At 38.4% G+C, this 19953-nt stretch carries 18 protein-coding genes; 9 read left to right on the top strand and 9 right to left on the bottom strand.

Annotated elements, in window-relative coordinates; all coding sequences use genetic code 11:
• Positions 1-48 precede the first annotated feature (48 nt).
• The gene (locus tag NF867_RS07845; RefSeq protein WP_252587263.1) at positions 49-2610 is read right to left on the bottom strand and encodes a family 20 glycosylhydrolase; all 2562 of its coding nucleotides are present in this window, start codon (positions 2608-2610) and stop codon (positions 49-51) included.
• A 371-nt stretch (positions 2611-2981) separates the two neighbouring features.
• Between NF867_RS07845 and NF867_RS07840 the strand changes: the two genes are divergently transcribed.
• From NF867_RS07840 to NF867_RS07830, 3 genes are read left to right on the top strand one after another with little or no spacing between them, the layout of a single operon-like run.
• Entirely contained in the window at positions 2982-3548 is a 567-nt protein-coding gene (locus NF867_RS07840) for an LOG family protein (protein WP_252587262.1), read from the top strand.
• 9 nt (positions 3549-3557) lie between these two features.
• Positions 3558-3950 (top strand): VOC family protein, encoded by a 393-nt coding sequence (locus tag NF867_RS07835; RefSeq protein WP_252587261.1) that lies wholly within the window; start codon positions 3558-3560, stop codon positions 3948-3950.
• Between the two features lie 13 nt (positions 3951-3963).
• Entirely contained in the window at positions 3964-4509 is a 546-nt protein-coding gene (locus tag NF867_RS07830; RefSeq protein ID WP_252587260.1) for a metallophosphoesterase family protein, read from the top strand.
• Here NF867_RS07830 and NF867_RS07825 read toward each other — a convergent pair.
• On the bottom strand, positions 4506-5066 hold the full coding sequence (locus NF867_RS07825) for a hypothetical protein (RefSeq protein WP_252587259.1): 561 nt from the start codon (positions 5064-5066) through the stop codon (positions 4506-4508). The two genes, NF867_RS07830 and NF867_RS07825, sit on opposite strands and share 4 nt — an antisense overlap.
• Before the next feature lie 118 nt (positions 5067-5184).
• Between NF867_RS07825 and NF867_RS07820 the strand changes: the two genes are divergently transcribed.
• Positions 5185-6078: a polyphosphate kinase 2 family protein gene (locus NF867_RS07820; protein ID WP_252587258.1), complete on the top strand. Its 894-nt coding sequence runs from the start codon at positions 5185-5187 to the stop codon at positions 6076-6078.
• Positions 6079-6118: 40 nt separating this feature from the next.
• Here the strand turns inward: NF867_RS07820 and NF867_RS07815 are convergent, their stop codons facing one another.
• Both NF867_RS07815 and NF867_RS07810 read right to left on the bottom strand, forming a co-directional pair.
• Positions 6119-6634 (bottom strand): DUF192 domain-containing protein, encoded by a 516-nt coding sequence (locus NF867_RS07815; protein WP_252587257.1) that lies wholly within the window; start codon positions 6632-6634, stop codon positions 6119-6121.
• A 75-nt stretch (positions 6635-6709) separates the two neighbouring features.
• Positions 6710-7216: a DUF4199 domain-containing protein gene (locus NF867_RS07810; protein WP_252587256.1), complete on the bottom strand. Its 507-nt coding sequence runs from the start codon at positions 7214-7216 to the stop codon at positions 6710-6712.
• A 123-nt stretch (positions 7217-7339) separates the two neighbouring features.
• On the opposite strand from NF867_RS07810, the gene NF867_RS07805 reads away from it, so the two are divergent.
• Complete coding sequence (locus NF867_RS07805) at positions 7340-7828, top strand: Dps family protein (RefSeq protein ID WP_252587255.1); 489 nt, start codon at positions 7340-7342, stop codon at positions 7826-7828.
• Between the two features lie 71 nt (positions 7829-7899).
• Here the strand turns inward: NF867_RS07805 and NF867_RS07800 are convergent, their stop codons facing one another.
• Together NF867_RS07800 and NF867_RS07795 are read right to left on the bottom strand one after the other, a co-directional pair.
• On the bottom strand, positions 7900-9450 hold the full coding sequence (locus NF867_RS07800) for a C1 family peptidase (RefSeq protein WP_252587254.1): 1551 nt from the start codon (positions 9448-9450) through the stop codon (positions 7900-7902).
• A 25-nt stretch (positions 9451-9475) separates the two neighbouring features.
• A complete protein-coding gene (locus NF867_RS07795; protein WP_252587253.1) occupies positions 9476-10009 on the bottom strand; it encodes a YfiT family bacillithiol transferase in 534 nt (177 codons plus the stop codon).
• Positions 10010-10114: 105 nt separating this feature from the next.
• Here NF867_RS07795 and NF867_RS07790 point away from each other — a divergent pair, with 105 nt between their 5' ends.
• Positions 10115-11893 (top strand): DUF885 domain-containing protein, encoded by a 1779-nt coding sequence (locus NF867_RS07790; protein ID WP_252587252.1) that lies wholly within the window; start codon positions 10115-10117, stop codon positions 11891-11893.
• A gap of 52 nt (positions 11894-11945) precedes the next feature.
• On the opposite strand, the gene NF867_RS07785 is transcribed toward NF867_RS07790, so the two are convergent.
• The 3 genes from NF867_RS07785 to NF867_RS07775 all read right to left on the bottom strand — a co-directional run bounded on the left by NF867_RS07785 (position 11946) and on the right by NF867_RS07775 (position 17076).
• Positions 11946-13853, bottom strand: coding sequence for a S9 family peptidase (locus NF867_RS07785; RefSeq protein WP_252587251.1), 1908 nt, complete (start codon positions 13851-13853; stop codon positions 11946-11948).
• Between the two features lie 81 nt (positions 13854-13934).
• Entirely contained in the window at positions 13935-14813 is an 879-nt protein-coding gene (locus tag NF867_RS07780; protein WP_252587250.1) for a class I SAM-dependent methyltransferase, read from the bottom strand.
• A 169-nt stretch (positions 14814-14982) separates the two neighbouring features.
• Positions 14983-17076 (bottom strand): carboxy terminal-processing peptidase, encoded by a 2094-nt coding sequence (locus NF867_RS07775; RefSeq protein ID WP_252587249.1) that lies wholly within the window; start codon positions 17074-17076, stop codon positions 14983-14985.
• Between the two features lie 236 nt (positions 17077-17312).
• Between NF867_RS07775 and NF867_RS07770 the strand changes: the two genes are divergently transcribed.
• From NF867_RS07770 to NF867_RS07760, 3 genes are read left to right on the top strand one after another with little or no spacing between them, the layout of a single operon-like run.
• Positions 17313-17756 (top strand): hypothetical protein, encoded by a 444-nt coding sequence (locus NF867_RS07770; protein WP_252587248.1) that lies wholly within the window; start codon positions 17313-17315, stop codon positions 17754-17756.
• A gap of 27 nt (positions 17757-17783) precedes the next feature.
• Positions 17784-19397, top strand: a complete 1614-nt coding sequence (locus tag NF867_RS07765; RefSeq protein ID WP_252587247.1) for a M1 family metallopeptidase — start codon at positions 17784-17786, stop codon at positions 19395-19397.
• Entirely contained in the window at positions 19398-19718 is a 321-nt protein-coding gene (locus NF867_RS07760) for a hypothetical protein (protein WP_252587246.1), read from the top strand. It begins immediately after the preceding gene.
• Positions 19719-19953: the final 235 nt, after the last annotated feature.

Raw genomic sequence — 19953 nt, 5'->3', positions numbered from 1 at the left:
GAACAAAGGCCCTTGCGGGCCCTCAATATAATAAACCAATACAATCCATTATTTATTTTGAACTTCTACAGTTCTTCCACCTCTTCCCCTCGCATCAAACACACGCAGCTTAATGGTTCCCTTCGTCGCAACAGGCTCAGTATATAGCTTGCTGCTTGAAGTAGGTTCTGTTCCGTTTGTTGTATACCTTATTACAAAACCCGGAAGTTGAACGTTTGCCTTAACCGATCCATTTTCTACAATGGCTCCGGCTGTAGGAATACGATATTTCAATCCTCCTTTATAATAACTAAGTCGAGGAAGCTCTCTTTTGCCAATACGATTTACAAAATCAGACCAGGCTTTAGCATACAATTCATTTGATTTTGCTTCGTCCTTTTCCGTTGACCATTCAGGATCCTTTGCCCAGGCTCTTTCAGCAAGACCCAATAGTTTAGGCATCAGCATATATTCCATTCGCTCGGCAGAGGTAATTGTTTCGGCAAACAGCAAGCCCTGAATACCTATAATGTTTGTTTTACCAAAATCAGTAAGTCGCTCCTTACCTTGAGTAAAGCTGGATGAAAGAGTATTACCCATTTTGTCCTGCTTAGTGTTTTTCAGATAATCGAACGGAATGAATGAATAAGGCTTATCTACGTCAACAAAACCTCCCCAATAATATCCTTCTTCTTCAAAATCCTTATCATACGACATGTCGAAATATAAATTACTAACGGGAGAGAGTACCACTTTATAGCCGGCATTAGCCAAACGATAAGCCAGATCTTCTGCACCCCAACCAATCACATTGTTCCAAACATCTAAATGAACATTCTGATTAGCAAAATCAGGATTAGGTATCACATGTGCCGCTCCATCGAGCATAGTTTTGCGCATACCGGCTTCTTCCCAACCGTATAAATAAAGCCCTTTGCTTTTTATGATCTCATTCACTTTTCCGTAATAGTAATACCATAAGTCATTGGTATTCTTTACCAGCGGATTCTCTTGTTTTAGCTTAGCAAACGCCGGAGACTTTTCCCATGAACCTGATGGAACTTCATCGCCTCCCATATGAATTGTTTCCAGAGGAACACCAGCTTCTTTATAAATAGCAATCAATCCATCGACTACCTTTTCAACGAATGTATAAGTAGAAGGTAGAGAAACATCCATCACATTATCATTCCATCCCTGCACTGAACTATGAACTGATTTATCATTCAACTCACGTAACAAGTATTTTTCGGCTTCAGCTTTCTTACCTTGCTTCATTAGCCGATCATAACGAACCTGCATCGATTGAACCGCAGCTCGTGCATGCCCCGGACTTTCGATCTCCGGAATTACCTTAATATGGCGCTCGTTGGCATATTTCAGAATCTCAATAAAGTCGGCTTTAGAATAAAAACCACTTCCTGCGGTAGAATTATCTGGACCAGAAGCAAATGATGGTGGTAATTGTTCAACATTTGCATTTTTATGACCTCGCTTTCCACCAATCTCGGTAAGCTCTGGCAGGCCCGGAATTTCTATTCTCCAACCTTCGTCTTCAGTACAATGAAAATGAAATACATTGATCTTGTAAAGCGCGAGCCAATCGAGTGTTTTTAAAACCTCTTCTTTAGTTTGAAAGTTACGCGCCACGTCCAACATAAATGCTCTCCACCCAAAACGCGGTTCATCTTTAACCTCAACCAATGGCACAGCCACCAATTTTTGAGTCCCGTTCCAGGCTGCAGCAGGCATCAATGTTTTCAATGATTGAATTCCATAAAAAGCTCCCGCAGGTGTTGATGCTGTAATTATTATTCCATTACGAGAAACAGATAGGGTATAGGCTTCAGCACCCATTTCGGCTTTTCGGAGCTCAATATTCCCTTTAACAGAAGAAATAGTTGGTTGCTTTCCCAAAACCACCCCTAACTCCTTTGCCAAATAATTTGCTTCATTACTAAAAGCAGGGTCAGCTGAAATTGTTACTGTTGAAGTTAGCACAAAAGATCCCTCCGATTCACTATAGTTTATAGGTGTTGGAAATACTTTGATCAGCTTATTCGCAGGAATATCTTCAATTACTTTGTTGCGGTTATAAACAACTTCAGGGGTTGCAATAGGAGCAATGTCTATCTTAGCACGGTTAATTTGTTTCAGTTCAGTTGAAGCAACTACCTGATAGTTTGCTAACGCAATCCCGGTTTGTGGTTCATCATCCCAAACAAGGTATAAGCCTGAAGGCGCGTCGGCCCGGTTTAATGACCAATCACTGGCAAGCATTTGGAGTTCAATTGATTGCCCCGTCTTTAACCCTTTAAAAAGGGCAGTAGGCATAATGCGGTTCAAATCACCATTAATGTGCTCAAATTTAAACTCATTACGAACGAAGGAGGTGTCAATTCCGCGAGGAAGATTAAAGTAAATACTCCATCCTTTTGCCGGTAACCCGTTTTTCGAGGCATTGTTTAATGTAAACGATGAAAGATATTTTCCCTGGCCCATGTAACCATTCTCAATCATCTTCCATTGTATTTTAAGTTCATTCGGGTTATATGCTGGTTTCAATTGCTGAGCGTCTACACTATAGAAGGCGCCAACAAAAAACATCAAACTTACTGCATGCTTATTCATTAATCTTCAGGTATTAAAGTTTTTATTAGTCACAAAAGAATTATGCAACATACAACTATTACAATGATTGCTTTTTTATAATCTAGGCTTAAAAATGTAATATTTTTTAATAATAGACAATTCTTTTTGATAAAATATAAAAACATTGCTTCGATTATTTAATAGCCTATTGATCAATTAAAGATAGTTTTATTATCCCGGCAACTCAATTTGTTTACCATTTAAAAGAAAGACCCAACATAATCGTGAGACCTAATTTCAAGATATTTAGTGCTATTTAAAGCGATCCTTTCTATAATTTAACCATCACTTTAATCATAATTGAGTATTTTCACGGTACATTATACATGCTATATCTAAAGATCTTATTTATGAAAAGTATCTGCGTTTTCTGCGGCTCAAGTCTGGGCGACAACGAGATTTATAGGAAAGTTGCCCGTGAACTTGCTATGCTCTTTGTTGACAAAAACATCACACTAATTTACGGGGGTGGCAACATTGGACTAATGGGGGAGTTGGCCCGAACTGTTCGTGACTTAGGAGGGAAGGTAATTGGAATCATCCCTGAGTTTTTAATGATTAAAGAAGTGGGGTTGGTTGAGGGCTGCGAGCTACACGTTGTTCAAAATATGCACGAACGAAAAGCACTAATGGCGAGGTATGCCGATGCCTTTATAGCGATACCCGGTGGAATTGGTACTTTTGAAGAGTTATTTGAGGTGCTAACCTGGAAACAGCTTCACCTGCATGAAAAGCCAATTGGCTTACTCAACACTAATGGGTATTACAATCATTTGTTGAGTTTTTTAGATCATTCCAAAGAAACAGGTTTCTTTAAAGACCGAGGATTAATGAAAGTTTCAACCAGTGCAAAAGAACTTGTTGATCTATTACACCATGAACACTCAGGCATTTCCACAAACTACGATTTAACATAAGTACATCCGATGGAAATTGAACTTGGCCGCACCATTATTCTTGTTCACAATTACGATGAGGCTTTTGAGTTTTATCAGAGAATCTTGAATGCACAAAAGTATGTTGACTATATTACCGAAGACGGCCAACGATTTCTTCATGTAGTTTTTGAAAGCAAAACCGCAGGCTTATGGTTTTTAGATGCCAGTGGAAAAGAGCAAGAAGAGTTAATTGGAAAACAAACACATGGACAACCTACCTTGGTATTTTATACCGATGACATTCAAGCTTTCCATCACCGGTTAGTTGAGCATCAGGTAAAAATTAAAAGAGAAATCGTTTCCGTTGGCGGATTTCATTTTTTACATTTCTTCGACCTTTACGGCAATGAATTGGTAATGGTAGAGCTGAAAACTTCTTAATTAATATACTTATATGAAAATTGCTATTTTATCGGATGCACATGACAATGTCTGGAATTTAACTGCAGCCACCCAACATATACAACATACCGATGCATTGATTTTCTGCGGAGATATTAGCGCTCCTTTTATGTTGACCATTCTCGCAAAAAACTACGCCAACCCAATTCATATGGTTTTTGGTAATAATGATGGTGACCGTTTCAATCTTATGGGAAAAGCGAACATGTATGACCATGTAACTTTATATGGAGAGGTGATGAATATTGAATTAGCTGGCAAGCGCTTTTATGTTAATCATTACCCCGAAATAGCATTAGAAGTGGCCAGAGGAGGCGAATTTGATGTAATTTGTTATGGTCACGACCATGAGTATAACATAGTTCAGCATGAAGATTACCTGATTATAAATCCGGGGACTATTATGGGGTTTGCGCCACGAAAAATGGCTGACTGTGATTCAACCTTTGTTATTTACGACACGGTTAGTAATCGTATAGAAAGCTTTAAGATTATTTCAGAAAATGATGAAAAACGTGTAATAGCTTACGGAAACTAAACGGATTCCTCCTTATCGGAAAGAGCTGGGGATGACTTCTGGTAATTCTTAATTATTTGTTCAAATTTACGGATAATTGGGTCTCGATTAAAACGTTTATCGGCCATTAAAGCGAGCACCATTCCTGCAATCCAAATTGATAAAGCGGTTAAAAAATCAGCCTTTAAAATTAAGATAACTATACCACCAATAGCGAAGAACAAAAATCCAAATGTAGAATAAAAGTTAGCTTGCCTAAGCTTTAGAATGGCTTTGTCTTCCCTAAAATTCAAAGTAAATGGAAATGTTAAAACGGGGATCCAACAAAAATAAAAAAAGCTCTTTAACAGGAGAGTCAACTCCTCATGAATGTTTTTCTCAATAAACAACTCTGCCTGTTTATATTTGTTAACAACATAATCTTTTATTTCTTGTTCGCTTAGGTTTCTGCTTTTAAGCTCTATAGAGGCTACCTCCACAGCCAAGTCGGTATATGCCTCCTGATCATTCAAAAGGTCTAGCAATTGTTCGTTCGAATAACTGGCAAAGCGTTTTTCCAACTCAATTTTACTAGGCATCGGTGTAAACTATAGGTTTCAACTTGTTAACCATTAATTTATGATTTTTTTTTCACATCTGTATTTTTCTAAAAAAATTTAACACCTAAAATGTTAAATTAATACAAACTTAACTACTATGATTAAGCTGCTTAAGGATGACCGCTTTATTGTCAATTCAGGAAAAAAATTCAAACTGAAAAATTTCGACCCTGGTTTTTCAATCGACTATGTTGAAAAAGAAGATGCGAATGAAATTATGCAAAAGCATATTCAGCGTATAGCTGTATTACAGGAAAAGCTATTCGCTTCCGATAACCACGCGATTCTTATGATTTTTCAGGCAAGAGATGCTGCAGGAAAAGACAGTACCATAAAGCACGTTATGTCAGGAATAAACCCTAGCGGATGTCAGGTGGTAAGTTTTAAGGCTCCAACAGCAAACGAGTTGGACCATGATTTTTTATGGCGAACAAGTGTTCACCTGCCTGAAAGAGGCCGAATTGGCATTTTTAATCGCTCTTATTATGAAGAAGTGGTGGTAACTAAAGTTCACCCCGAAATCATACTTAACCAACGATTGCCCGATATTAACTCGGCCAAAGATATTAATAAAGACTTTTGGAAAGATCGGTATGAGTCAATCAGAAGCCATGAAAAACATTTAGTCAAAAACGGTTACGTGGTATTAAAGTTCTTTTTAAATGTTTCGAAAAAAGAACAGAAGAAACGTTTCATGGAACGAATCATCGACCCTGAAAAGCACTGGAAATTTAGCTACGCTGATTTAAAAGAAAGAGGTTTTTGGGATGATTATCAAAAGGCCTTTGAAGAAATGGTGGAAGAAACCGCTAGCGAAAAAGCACCTTGGTTTATTATCCCTTCAGATAAAAAGTGGTTTGCACAGTTAGCTGTTGCCCGCATTCTGTTAGAAACCCTTGAATCATTAAACCTAAAATATCCGGCAATAAGCGACGAAGAAAAAGCTTTACTTGGCAAAGCAAAAAAAGAACTTGAAGCTGAAGAAGACTAAAAAGAATAAATGCTACAGTGGCTCACTGTAGCATTTATGTTTATCGTTTAAAGCTTATTCTATCACCTTCAGCTATTCCGTACTTGTCGCTAAAGCCTCCATTTACTTCAATAACGTACTTGGCATTCTTATCTGAACCTAAATTCTGGTTTTCATTTAAAGGCTCGGCATTCTTACAAATTTTAACGATCTCGTTTTTTTCATTCGCATAAATAATATCTAAAGAGATAAAAGTATTATGCATCCAGAAATTTCGAATATCCGAATCAGGGAAAATAAACAGCATGCCCTGTTCATCAGCCATTGATTTTCGATACATTAACCCTTGCGTTTGTTGTTGTTCATCATCCGCAATTTCAATGGCAATCTTCTTGATCTCCTTACCATCCTTTGCTAAAAAGGAAAGTTCTCCTTCTTTTAAAAATTTAGGCTCTGGAATATCCGTGATCTCTTCATTTGATTTAATATTTTCCTTCTTACTTTCAGTTCCTCCTCCGCAAGAAGTTAAAATTACAGCAGCTGTTAAAAGCAGATAAAGTGCTTTGTTCTTAATCATTAGTTTGAATAATAAAACAGTATAACGTTTGTTTTGCCGGCTTATTGGCACGTAAAGATAATTATCCGAGAGTATTTAATCTTCACCTAATTTGCTTTTCTTACTTATTAAAACAGCCCAAATAAAAGTTATAAATAAACCTATAAACATCGTGCCGGCAAAGGCTTTTTGCATGTAGCTGGTCAAGCTAAAATATGTCGTGGCATAGCTGCGAACTCGCGCAACATTTTCCCCATTTTCGGCAGCCTTTTGGGTAGCATAGCTAACCATGAATTCAGTAAAACCGGGGTTAATTAATTTGAAGTAAATCATCACACTAAAAACACTTATAACCGAACAAATAAGGATTATAGTCGCACCTGTTTGCACTGAAAGCCAAAATGTTATAGTTTTTTTGTATCTTCGATTCCGTTTTTCAAGCAGTGCTTCCCTCAAAAAAACGATTGGAATAATTATTGAAAATATAGTAACATAAGGTAGAGCAGAAATATAGCGAGTGTGAAAACCGCAAAGATACTCCAAAACAAGCCATAAGAAATTCAGTAAACTGATAATCAATGCCCATTTAATTTCTGTTCTCATCAATTAACTTTTTAAAACTTAAAACCCTTTTTAAGCGTTTTTGTAGATTAAGCAGGATGCTTCCAATGATATTTTAAAGTTGTGGAAACCCTAATCTACTATTCCTCACTTAAAAATTAAGGTATGTCAAAAAAAGAAAAAAACAACAATGCAATAGGTTTAGACAAAGATAAAACTAAGGAATTAGCTGAGAGGTTAAATATTCTTCTAGCCAATTATCAGTTATTCTACCAAAATGCCAGAGGGTTTCATTGGAACATCAAAGGCTTAAAGTTCTTTGAATTACATGTAAAGTTTGAAGAAGTATATACTGATTCTTTATTGAAAATTGATGAAATAGCTGAACGCATAAGAACCTTAGGGTACATTCCATTGCATTCATTCAGCAATTACTTAAAGAACTCAACGATTAAAGAAATAACGGATGTTTCGGATGGTTTAGAAGCGGTTGAAGAAATATTGAACGGTTTCAAGGTGCTGTTAGAAAAAGAACGCGTTATTTTAGATCTGTCAGCTGATGCCAATGACGAAGGCACCAACTCTTTAATGAGTGACTACATCTCACAACAAGAAAAACTGGTTTGGATGTATTCGGCCTATTTAGCTAAATAATTTGCACTATAGTCTTGCGGACAACTAGTAAATAAAAAACTCCCGGAATTATTCGGGAGTTTTTGTTTACACTATTTTAGAATTTCAATTATTACCGCTACTGCAGCTTCAGGTTTATCTGCCGGAGCGCTAAACGAAACTTTCTGACCGGCAGAAAAATTTACTGTAGCTATGGCTTTGTTGCCTAGTGCTCTCTTTAACTTTTCTGCATATGAACCACCTGCCGAGCTATTTATTTCCTTGTTGAAAGATGCAAAATCCAATGGTTTTTGAGTAATCACCACAGCCATAATATCCTTACCTCCAACTTCATCGATCTGCATTGAATAATCCTTTGGAAATAATCTGGCGCCAGTTATTCCACAATAAGGAGAATGCTTTGATGTATATGGGAACAGCACTGTGCTTTTTCCTAATGAATCCTGAAAAACATAAGTATAACACTCTAAACTGTTGTTCACTTCAATTTTAAACTTGGTCCCCTTTTTAACCAAACCAGCGGTGGTAAAAACATTGCCTTCTTTAGCGTTTAAATTAATATAGTTCTTAGTGCTATTATCCACCAAGCCAACACTAACCTCAAACTCTTGGGGCTTAACCTTTCCCCTTTCTCCCATGGGATAAACGCCGTAGGCCTCTTTGGCAAAATGGATAAAGTCATTATATCGAACCCATCCAAAGCCATTTTCACCCCATTCAGGCCCCCAGCTATTCATAATTTGAAATGCACCACCCTCAAGGTAATCATCATAGCCTACTATACACATTGCATGCCCGCCAAAACCTCTCATCGAATAATCAGAATTGGTCGGATGCCATACCTTTTGCCCCATCATCTCTTGCATAAATGACCCTCCAACCATCATACCTATTACCACAGGAGCTCCTTGGGCGAGGTTTTGCCGTATGGCATTCAAATCAATGGTATAATCATCACCTCCCAACGTAAGTCGGTTATAGCCTAGCATGGTATACTGTTCTGCGTCCGCCATTTCTGATGAGTTCGGCATTTTATTACAATCCTGGTCGGTATAAGGAAACTGTCGGAACGGGAGCGCCCCGGTTTCCTTCATCGACTTCATAGCTTTGATTATATAGGAACCTTGACAACCATCCATCTTAATTTGGTTATAAAGAAAAGATGGACTGAAAGCTACCTGGTTAGGATCTGCCCCGGTTTTGCGAGCCTCAAGAATAGTGCGGGCCCCATAAGCACTTGACCAAGCCACGCATGAACCTTGCTCACCTTGATTCAGCCTGTTCGGGCAATATTGCTGGAGAGATACACGCTCTGGCAACGGGTTTTTATCTTTATCATACGCAAGGGGTTCAAACACTTCAGCCTTATCATATTGTTTTATATCGAAATTGGCCCCGGTGCTTAACACTTTGGCTGCAATCTGCGCAAGATTTCCACCTCCTGAACATCCGCCTTTAAAAAAATAAAAAGCCCCCCCGATAATCACGACTACCAGTAAAAGCTTCGGGTTTCTTAACAAAAGACTTAGTAGGATCGCAATTAGGCCGCCTCCACCACCGCCGCCTGAAAATCTGCCACCCCCCCCGCCAGGAGGTCCACCTTGTGATGAACCGTCCTCATCTTTAACCATTCTTATAGGCATAGCTTAAAGTATTGTTTACCCTAATTTATCGATTTTTAACCAGTAAAATATGCCCCAAATGATGTCTTCCATGCCAGTCATACAACAATGTAACTTCGGCAAGCGTAAATGAAACACACCGCTCGGGATGAAAAAAAGTTTTGTTAAAATCATCCGAGTTCATACCTCTTAATAACACCACCCATCGTTGATGAAGTGACTTTAATAGTTGAAGAGAAATCTCAATTGGAGTTTGTTTGGTGTCTTCAAGCTCTGCCCATTTATCTTCAAGGTAAGGCTTGACTGTTGGATTTTCTTCCGTAAGTGCTAGCTTAAATCGGATATAAGCATTCATATGACTATCCGGAATATGGTGAATTACCTGCCTTACCGTCCAACCATCAGTCCTATATGGGGTATCTAATTGTTGTGAACTTAATCCTGCTATTGCCTTCTCGATCTCTTCCGGTAATTCGCTTATTGATTTGATAGCCTCTTCAATATCATTTTGTGTGATATCTTCCGGTTTATTAAATCTTCCTATCGGATATTTTAAATTTTCTAAATTGTATTCTTCCATATTACTCTGCTCTTTTGTTTTAAATATTCATTAGTAAATCCATTTTAGCCATAATCAGTTAATGATTAAATTCACCCTAATTTAAATCAATCATCAATCTTTTATATGAAGAAATCAACCCTTTTTATCTGTCTATCTTTATTATCAATAGCCTGCAAGCAGCGACCTGCAAAAGAAGTAAGAACTGAAAACAGTAATGAAGCTTTTCATAAAATGCTCGAAAACTATTGGGAAGATCGAATGAAAATGTTTCCGTTGGAAGCCACAGCAAACGGAGATAATCGATACAACGATCAGTTACCAAATGATGGTAGTACCGCATTTATTCAGCAATCGAAGGCGTTTTATTCAAAATACAATGAAGCCGTTAAAGCCTTCGATCGAGAAAAATTAAACGATAATGATAAGATAAGCTATGATATTTTTAGCCGCGAGATGAACATGGCTTTAGAAGGCTATAATTTTCATTCTGAATATTTACCAGTTAATCAGTTTTGGAGTTTAACCATAACACTTCCGCAACTTGGATCTGGAAGCGGCAGCCAACCTTTTGCAACCGTAAAAGATTATGATAATTTCTTGGGAAGGATAAATGGGTTTTCGGTTTGGGCCGATACTGCTCTAACAAACATGCGTACCGGTATAGCAAAAGGCTATGTACTACCTCGGGCTTTAGTGATTAAAGTTATTCCTCAACTGGAGGCTATTCCAACAAAGGATGTTACCAAAAGTATTTTCTATGGCCCGATCAACAACTTTCCAAAAGATTTTAATGATGCTGATAAGAAACGATTAACGGAGGCCTACACAAAAGCCATTAACGAAAAGATTAATCCTTCTTATCAAAAACTGGCAACATTCTTTAAAACCGAATATTTACCCAAAGCCCGTACAAGTTCAGGAATAGATGCTATTCCACAAGGAAAAGAGCTTTATCAATACCTGATTAACTATTGGACTACCACCAATAAAACTCCACAGGAAGTTTATGATTTGGGATTACAACAGGTAGCCAATATCCGTTCTGAAATGGAAAAAGTTAAAGCTGAAGTAGGGTTTAAAGGTGATCTTAAGGCTTTCTTCAATTACGCGAATACTGACAAACAATTTATGCCATATAAAACGCCTAAAGAGATAATAGATGCGTTTTGGGCCATAAAAGCGAAAGAAGACCCTCAGTTAAAGAAACTTTTCAATCAGGTGCCAAAAATGAAATTTGAAATTCGTCAAACCGAGGCCTTTCGCGCAGCTTCGGCTAGTCCTGAATATATTGCGGGGACTCCGGATGGCAAGCGTCCTGGCATTTTCTACGTTCCAATTTTAGATGCAACAAAGTTCAATACTGTAGGAATGGAAACCTTGTTTTTACACGAGGCGATTCCCGGACATCATTACCAAAATGCTCTTCAAATTGAAAACACTTCGTTGCCTACTTTTAGACGTTTTGCCTGGTATGGAGCTTACGGGGAGGGCTGGGCGCTTTATGCCGAAAGCTTGGGGAAAGAGCTGGGTCTATTATCTGACCCCTACCAATACCTCGGTCATTTGAGCGATGCCATGCTTCGCGCTGTCCGTCTTGTTGTCGACGCTGGGTTACATACCCAAGGCTGGTCTAGAGAAAAAGCCATTCAATACATGACCGATAATATGCGTATTTCGGAAGCAGAGGCCACTTCAGAAGTAGAGCGCTATATGGCTATACCGGGCCAAGCACTTTCGTACAAAATCGGCCAACTAAAAATACGTGAGTTGCGAACAAAATATGAAAAGCAACTAGGCAGCAAGTTTAATATTGCCGAGTTTCATCACCAGGTATTAAACGATGGTTGCCTGCCATTGGATGTTTTAGAGTCGAAAATGGACAGTTGGGCTGCAAAACAATAATTCCACTCTATACAAATGAGAAGAGGCTTAGTTAAACTAAGCCTCTTTTCATTTAATTCTTACCCATTTCGGGCTTTAAGTGTTTCGCGAAAAACTTCTCCATCGCTCCATAAAAGTCCATTCTGTTTTCTTGATTAGAAAAACCATGCCCCTCATTATCCTTAACCATATATTCAACTTCAATACCCCGCTTACGCAAAGCTTCCACCATCTGGTCCGATTCGTTTTTATTTACCCTTGGGTCATTTGCTCCCTGGGCAATTAATAATGGAACTTTAATCTTATCAGCATGCATAACTGGTGAAACCTCGGCTAACATTACACTATCTGCCTTCGGATCACCCACCATCTCATAAAACATTTTACGATAGGGCTCCCAGTAGGGAGGAATTGTTTTCATGAACGTAAACATATTTGCAACCCCTACATAATCAACGGCACAAGCGTATAGGTCAGGAGTTAAGGTTATGCCTGCAAGAGTGGCATAGCCTCCATAACTACCTCCATAAATTGCAATCCGGTTTTTATCAGCAATTCCCTCCTTAATCAACCAAGCTACGCCATCACTAACATCATTTTGCATGGTCCGTCCCCATTGCCTAAATGACTTAGTCCAAAATTCTTTACCATATCCTGTTGATCCCCTGAAATTCATTTGTAATACTGCATAACCGCGATTGGCCAAAAACTGAACTTCTGGATTCAACCGCCATTCATCCCTGGCCCAAGGACCGCCATGTGGATTGATAATAACTGGCAGGTTCTTGGGATCAACCCCAACAGGAAGTGTCAGGTAGCCATTAATAGTTAATCCATCTCTTGATGTATATTTTATTGGTTTCATTTCTGCCAGATGCTCTTCTTTTAGCCATGGGCGAGTATTGGCTAACAGATCGAGTTTCCCGGATTTAACATCATAGAAATAAAACTTATTAAAACGATCTGCTCCAACGTAAAAAATGATTTTATCTTCGTCCTTACTGATCGACATTACGCTGATGTTCTTTTCGCCTACTTTTGATTTAAGGTCGTCGAGAATTTTCTTAGCCTCATCATCCACAGCAACCAGTTCACTTTTCCACGAAGTATAACCTACCGCCATCAATTTCTTCTGTTTCCTTGAATAATCGGCAAATTCAATGTCATAATCGGGATTAGCATAAACTGATTTAATTTCCTTGCCTTGCTCCAAATCAAAAATCACAAGTTCGTTTTTATCCTTTTTCAAGTTTGAAATAGCATAAACATACTTGTTATCAAATGTGAAAAACTGGGGCATTACGGATTCCTTAAAATCAGTGGTAATGGAAGTCTTGAATTTATCGGTTTCGTTATTGCGATAAAGGATGGAGGTTTGAACACCATTTGTAACAACGGCCAACCTCAACTTTCCATCGTGATCCACCATCCATCCGGTTATATCACCTGGATTTTCATACAACATAGCTGCTTTACCTGTGGCTAAATCAATTTTATAAGGATCGAACACTTCCGCATTCCGCTTATTAGTTTGAATAATCACGTGTTGATCATCAGAAGCCAGATCGTCCACCAAATCGGTACGATAGCCCGCCTGAGTAATTTCCATTGGTTTGGTGCCATCGGCGTTTACGGCAAAAAGCTGAAAGTTCTCATTGCCTCCTGCATCCTGGAAATACAGAATCTTATTGGCCTTCCAAAAGTAATTACGGATATCACGCTTAAGGTCATTTGTAACCCTAATGGGCTTGTCAGTTCCGATCTTCTTAACAAAAACATTTAATCGCGATTGATAAGGGGCTAAGTACGAAATGTAATTGCCATCCGGGGAAACCTTGAATCCGGTCATCTCCGGATTTTTGAAGAAGTCTTCAAGTGGGATCTGTGGCACCTTAGCCACCGGCCTTTGCCTTTGGGCAAAAGCAAAAAATAGCACTACCAAAATCGGAAGTGCTATTTTAAGTTTTGTAATAAGCTTCATAGATGCTGAGGGTTGATACTCTATGAAGATAATGATTTTATAATTGATTTACAGCTAGTTGAACATTCACTTGCTGTTATTTCATTTGCGATTAAGGATATAAATTAATGACGAATACTCACCGGTTTGCTGGGCTTTAATATTCGATTCTAAGCCCATTAAAAACGCTGAAAACCACTTTTTCCTTCCGGTTTTATATTGTTCGCTTAACAAACTCACATAAAAGGAGTCGAAGATCATCGGTTTTGTTTCAGTCAAGCCAAAACCGTGATTGCCAAAAACCTCCTTAATTGATTGTTGGGAGAAATGATATAAATGACGTGGCACGTCATATGCAGCCCAAAACCGGCCATAATGTAAAGCATCATATGAATTGTAATTTGGAACCGCCACAATAAGAATCCCTGTTGACGTTAGCAACTGCTTTAATCTTTCGATCGTTTGATTAAGATCGGGAACATGTTCCAATACATGCCACATGGTAATTACATCAAACTTCTTATCATTTAAACCAGCATCGAAAAGAGAAGGGCTGATATTTTCATTAACCTTAAATTGGGCCAGCGTTCTTGCTTTTTCACCAGGTTCAACTCCCGAAACCTTCCAACCGGCATTTTTACAGGTTTGAAGAAACGCTCCCGTTCCGCATCCAATATCCAATAAGGTAGCTTTAGCGTGTTTTGACTCTACCAGTTTTAGCTTCTTTTTGAGAGAATAATTTCGAACCTGATTATAAACCTTCTCAAATAGACTTTTATTCCCATCTGTGTGCGAAATATAATCCTTGCTCTCATAATACTTACCCAAATCCGATTCCTCCGGACGGGGAGTAGTTACCAACAAACCCGTTGCTTCATCGATTTTTATCGAAAACTCTTTGCCGCTCACCGTATAATCAGTGGCCGTTATAAACTCGGTTAATTCGTTATTATTGATGGGTGATTTTAAAATCTCTTCCATTTGTTTGGTTTAATTTCAGGGAGAGCAAAGAAAATCAAATATTCGGAAATTTTAACATTATGGTTGAGCTTCCATTTTAATATAAATCTAAAAAGTAAGAGATTGATTATAAGGAAAAGGCCTTTCAGAGTTAACTCTGAAAGGCCTTTTCCTTATAAAATTTTACAGCTTAGAATTTCTTAGGCGCTGCTTCTACAATGGTATTAGATGAAGTTTTACCGATCAACTCGGCTGTAACTTGCAAACTTTCATCTTTTACATAGTCATTATTCAGCGGAGTTTTGTCAGCACCTTTAGCAACAGGTTTTTGACCTTGTGCTTTTCTGCGCTCATTGTATCTTGCTAAGTCTTCTTCTTCTTTCTGATCACGTTCCTTTTTAAGCTGATTGATGTTCAACACAACGTCTTTTCGGCTTTCATTTGTTTCGAATTCCTTTATGTCTTCAAGCAAATACTTATACTCCGGACTCGCAACCATGCGTTTCTCATGATCAGCTACCAATGACGGTTTCAAGCTTACCAGGTTTCCTACCTTGAAATATGTTGCTGGTTTAATCTGATCCCAAGGTAAAGCTGTTGGTTCTGAGCTTTCGCCAAATTTATCAGCAGGGAACATACTAGGGAAGGTTACATCGGGAATTACTCCTTTATGCTGAGTACTTCCACCACTTATACGGTAAAATTTGGCAACCGTTAAATTTAGTTGTCCAAGATTGTCCGGTTTATTGATAAGCTCGTTAATGGCTGCGGCTGTTTGAACAGTTCCTTTACCGTAAGTTTGCTCACCAATAATTAATCCACGCTGATAATCTTGCATAGCTGCCGAGAAAATTTCAGATGCTGATGCACTAAAGCGGTTTACCAAAACAGTAAGAGGACCCGCATAAGTAATATCAGGATCATTATCTTCATTCACACTTACATTTCCATTTGCCTCTCTTACCTGCACTACCGGGCCTGTTTTTATAAATAAACCCGTAAGTTCAATCGCCTCTTTAAGTGAGCCTCCTCCGTTATTTCTTAAATCCATCACCACTCCATCAACTCCTTGAGATTTAAACTTAATTAAAGCATTCTTCACATCACGAGAGGTGGACGTATAATTAGGATCTTTCTTACGCATAGCATCCCAGTCGATGTAAAATGCCGGAACACTGATTACGCCTATCTTATAAACCTTGCCATTATAGTTAACCGTTTTAATTTCGCTTTGTGCTTGTTGATCACTTAACACAACCTTGTCGCGTACCAGCACAACAGTTTTAGGAGTTGAATTAACATCAGCACCTGCAGGAATGATCTGCAAGCGAACAATGGTTCCCTTTGATCCACGGATCTTACCAACCACATCATCAATTCTCCAACCTACAACGTCTTCAAACTCTCCATCTTTACCTTGCGCTACAGCAATAATGCGATCATTCGGTTGTACCTGTTTGCTTTTCTCAGCCGGGCCACCTTTGGAAAGTTGAACAATTTTAGTATAACCATCTTCCGAACGTAGTGTTGCACCAATGCCCTCTAATGCACGAGACATATCAATTTTAAAATCAGCAGAAGATTTAGGAGAAAGGTATACCGTATGAGGCTCAACTGTTGAAGAAAATGCGTTCATGTACGTTTCAAACACATCTTCACTTTTCAGCTTTTCTAACGTGGCTTTTAGATTTTCATAACGTTTCTTAATGACATCATAAGCCTTTTGCTCGTCTTTGCTGATTAGTTTTTGGCTTATTAATTCATATCGAACACGCTTGTTCCAATAGTTATTCAAATCCGTTGTTGTAGCAAACCATTGTTCCTTTTCGCGATCCAACTCATAGCTGTCGGTAGAATCCAGGTTCATTTTTCCTTTAAGCAATGAAAGTGCATAGTCTACCCGTTGGCTCAATCGGTCGGCGTAGCGATTATAAATGTAATAACCTGCAGTAAGGTCTCCACCTTCCAGCTGATCATCAATCGAGTACTTAAATTGTGAAAAGTCCTTCACATCTGAAGCAAGCAAGGTGCTTCTTGATCCGTCCAGATCTTTTAAATACTTACTGAAAATTTGTGACGACAACGAATCATCGAGCTTAACTTTTTTATAGTGATACTCTTCAATTGCGCCGGTAATAACTTTTGCCACCGTAAAATGCTTAGGCTCTGGCTGCAAATTAAACTTGCCTGAGCCAACGTCAGTGGTAAGGTGCGATGGAGTTGCTGAACACGAAGTAACTAAAAACGAAAGCGCAACGGCATCCAGCATCAATTTTCTTATCATTCTCTTAAGGGTTAGGATATTCTACTTAATAAACTATGCAATAAATATTCATAACAACGAATACACCTGCAATTTCATTATTTAAACAATCAAAGTACCGAAAAGTAAACATGATTTTCACATATTTCTCACGATTAAAGTAACGATGTTGATGTAAATATTATGCACATGTTAAATACCTAAGTTTTTTATAATATTAGCTACTTTAAGTTAAGACTGATTCTTACCTTCTTCAGATGAGCAATAAACCCTTAAAACGTCATTCTTCACTTATACCCATTTCGCAAAAGCATCATGATATATTGGTGCTGGCTCAGCTGATGAGTCAAAAGAAACCGGTTTATAAAGGCTTGCCGACTTCGGATGAGGATCGCAAGGTATATGCTTTGAACTTTTATGTGGGTCGTTTAAAGCCTTACTTCAAAAATGAGCAATTTAAAGTGTTCAGCTATTTTTCAGGTTATGATTCGGAAGTAGATGCATTAATTTATAAGATCTCCAACGAACAAGAGAAGATTATTGCGCTTTTTGAAGAACTTCCTCAATCAGAGAATACGGCGCTGTTAATGGCCGAAATCAGCCGTTTACTTATTCACAATATAAGAATACAGGAAAGGGATCTTTTCCAGCAAATACAACAAAAATTTACTCCTGAAGTACTTTCAGGTTTTAAACCATAGTCAATGAACTGTAAAAAAACTTTTCTCATGGCTGCATTATTATGCGGCAGTGCATTGGGGGCAAATGCACAATTAATGGATAACCATAAACATTTCACCCGTGCCGACACCTTACGAGGTACACTTAGCCCGGAACGTAGCTGCTACGATGTTTCATTTTATCACCTGGATATTAAAATTGATCCTTCAACCAAATCAATAGAAGGGTACAATGACATCCGCTTTAAAACGGTCAAAGAGTTTAAAAGAATGCAGGTCGATCTTTTCCAGAACATGAAGGTGGATAAGATCGTTTGGAACAACCATGAGCTAAAATATACCCGTGAGTTTGGAGCTGTATTTATTGATTTCCCTGAAAAAGTAGCTGCAGGAACCACTCAAACACTTCGTTTTTATTATTCGGGTAATCCAATTGTTGCCAAAAGAGCTCCTTGGGACGGTGGTTTTGTTTGGACCAAGGATAAAGCCGGAGACACCTGGGCCGGTGTCGCATGCCAGGGAACAGGAGCAAGCTTATGGTGGCCCAATAAAGATCATCAAAGCGACGAACCCGACAGCATGATGATTAGCATAGCAGTTCCAAGTGACCTGATGAATGTTTCCAATGGGCGTTTGCGTTCTGTAGTTGATCAGAAAAATGGCTTCACCCAATACAATTGGTTTGTGAGCAACCCTATAAACAACTACGATGTAACAGTAAACATCGGCAAGTTTGAACACTTCAGCGACAAGCACAATAGTCTTGACCTTGACTATTATGTTCTTCGCGAAAATGTTGATAAAGCCAAACAGCAGTTTAAACAGGTTAAACCAATGCTTACTTGTTTCGAAAATCGTTTCGGCCCATATCCTTTTTATGAGGATGGCTATAAACTGATTGAAACCCCATACTTGGGCATGGAGCACCAGAGTGCGGTTGCTTATGGCAATAAATACAAAAACGGCTATTTAGGCAACGACCTTACCGGAACCGGTGTAGGCAATAAATTCGACTTTATAATCATTCACGAAAGCGGTCATGAGTGGTTTGGCAACAGCGTAACCTCAAAAGATATAGCCGATATGTGGATTCATGAGGGCTTCACCAACTATTCGGAAGCTTTGTTTGTGGAGTGTGAATATGGCTATGCTGATTACCTGACCTATGAGAATGGCTATAAAAATAAAGTAGCTAACGACAAGCCTATTATCGGTCCCTATGGTGTAAATGAAGAAGGCTCAGGTGACATGTATTATAAAGGCGGTTTAATGCTTCATACGCTGAGGAGCATTTTGGGCGATGAAACTTTCTTTGTAATTGTAAAAGGCATTCAAACCAAATTCAAGCATCAAACAGTAACAACCGATGACATTATTAACTATTTCAATAAAAGATCAGGAAAAGATCTGACCAAAATATTCTATCAATATCTTAAGTATACTAACATCCCTAAATTGGAGTTAAAAGAAGAAAACGGTAAAGTGCTTTATCGTTGGAAAGCTGATGTACCAGGTTTTGATATGCCGGTTAAGGTTTCATATGAAGCCAATAAATGGAAGGTTATTAACCCAACTCCTGAATGGCAACAATTGCCTGATGGCGGATTATCAAAAATTAAAGTGGCAGAAGACTTGTTCTATATCGATGTAAAGAAACTGTAAATGAAAGCCTCCAATAAAAAATATACCGATCTTATTATTTGCCTGATCATGGACTTCTTAGGAATGAGCACTTATTCCATTCCCATTTTAGGTGAATTGGGTGATATTGTTTGGGCCCCGTTTTCGGCAATGGTTTTCTTTTTATTGTTCAGAAAGAAAATAGGCCTTATTGGAGGCGCTTTTAACTTCCTGGAAGAACTTCTTCCGGCTACCGATATCATTCCAACATTCACAATTGCCTGGATAGGTAAATACCTGATTGGCAATAAACATGATGATATCCTTGTCGAACAAAAAGAAGAAACTAAAAAGTTAAACTAGTATAATATCTGCCTACGAACTCCCGTTATGTGTGTACTAGTTTGAAAGAAAATGAGGTCAATTGCGGTAGTAGCGGAATTACAAAAATTGGTTGTGCTGGTAAGAACCATTTTTAACCATTGTTACAGGTGGATGAATAAATAGGTTGTTTAATCCTGTCTATTCAGGAGGATATTAAATTTTTAGTTTGAATTACTTTTTGGGTATTTTTTATATTTTTGTGGCCGTAAGGCTG

The organism is Solitalea agri, from assembly GCF_023914155.1.
Classification (GTDB): Bacteria; Bacteroidota; Bacteroidia; order Sphingobacteriales; family Sphingobacteriaceae; genus Solitalea; species Solitalea agri.
This window is presented reverse-complemented; position numbering and strand designations above follow the sequence as displayed.

Coding starts and splice junctions, on each gene's coding strand:
- NF867_RS07845 (WP_252587263.1), bottom strand. CDS start 2,610: ATGAATAAGCATGCAGTAAGTTTGATGTTTTTTGTTGGCGCCTTCTAT.
- NF867_RS07840 (WP_252587262.1), top strand. CDS start 2,982: ATGAAAAGTATCTGCGTTTTCTGCGGCTCAAGTCTGGGCGACAACGAG.
- NF867_RS07835 (WP_252587261.1), top strand. CDS start 3,558: ATGGAAATTGAACTTGGCCGCACCATTATTCTTGTTCACAATTACGAT.
- NF867_RS07830 (WP_252587260.1), top strand. CDS start 3,964: ATGAAAATTGCTATTTTATCGGATGCACATGACAATGTCTGGAATTTA.
- NF867_RS07825 (WP_252587259.1), bottom strand. CDS start 5,066: ATGCCTAGTAAAATTGAGTTGGAAAAACGCTTTGCCAGTTATTCGAAC.
- NF867_RS07820 (WP_252587258.1), top strand. CDS start 5,185: ATGATTAAGCTGCTTAAGGATGACCGCTTTATTGTCAATTCAGGAAAA.
- NF867_RS07815 (WP_252587257.1), bottom strand. CDS start 6,634: ATGATTAAGAACAAAGCACTTTATCTGCTTTTAACAGCTGCTGTAATT.
- NF867_RS07810 (WP_252587256.1), bottom strand. CDS start 7,216: ATGAGAACAGAAATTAAATGGGCATTGATTATCAGTTTACTGAATTTC.
- NF867_RS07805 (WP_252587255.1), top strand. CDS start 7,340: ATGTCAAAAAAAGAAAAAAACAACAATGCAATAGGTTTAGACAAAGAT.
- NF867_RS07800 (WP_252587254.1), bottom strand. CDS start 9,450: ATGCCTATAAGAATGGTTAAAGATGAGGACGGTTCATCACAAGGTGGA.
- NF867_RS07795 (WP_252587253.1), bottom strand. CDS start 10,009: ATGGAAGAATACAATTTAGAAAATTTAAAATATCCGATAGGAAGATTT.
- NF867_RS07790 (WP_252587252.1), top strand. CDS start 10,115: ATGAAGAAATCAACCCTTTTTATCTGTCTATCTTTATTATCAATAGCC.
- NF867_RS07785 (WP_252587251.1), bottom strand. CDS start 13,853: ATGAAGCTTATTACAAAACTTAAAATAGCACTTCCGATTTTGGTAGTG.
- NF867_RS07780 (WP_252587250.1), bottom strand. CDS start 14,813: ATGGAAGAGATTTTAAAATCACCCATCAATAATAACGAATTAACCGAG.
- NF867_RS07775 (WP_252587249.1), bottom strand. CDS start 17,076: ATGATAAGAAAATTGATGCTGGATGCCGTTGCGCTTTCGTTTTTAGTT.
- NF867_RS07770 (WP_252587248.1), top strand. CDS start 17,313: ATGAGCAATAAACCCTTAAAACGTCATTCTTCACTTATACCCATTTCG.
- NF867_RS07765 (WP_252587247.1), top strand. CDS start 17,784: ATGGCTGCATTATTATGCGGCAGTGCATTGGGGGCAAATGCACAATTA.
- NF867_RS07760 (WP_252587246.1), top strand. CDS start 19,398: ATGAAAGCCTCCAATAAAAAATATACCGATCTTATTATTTGCCTGATC.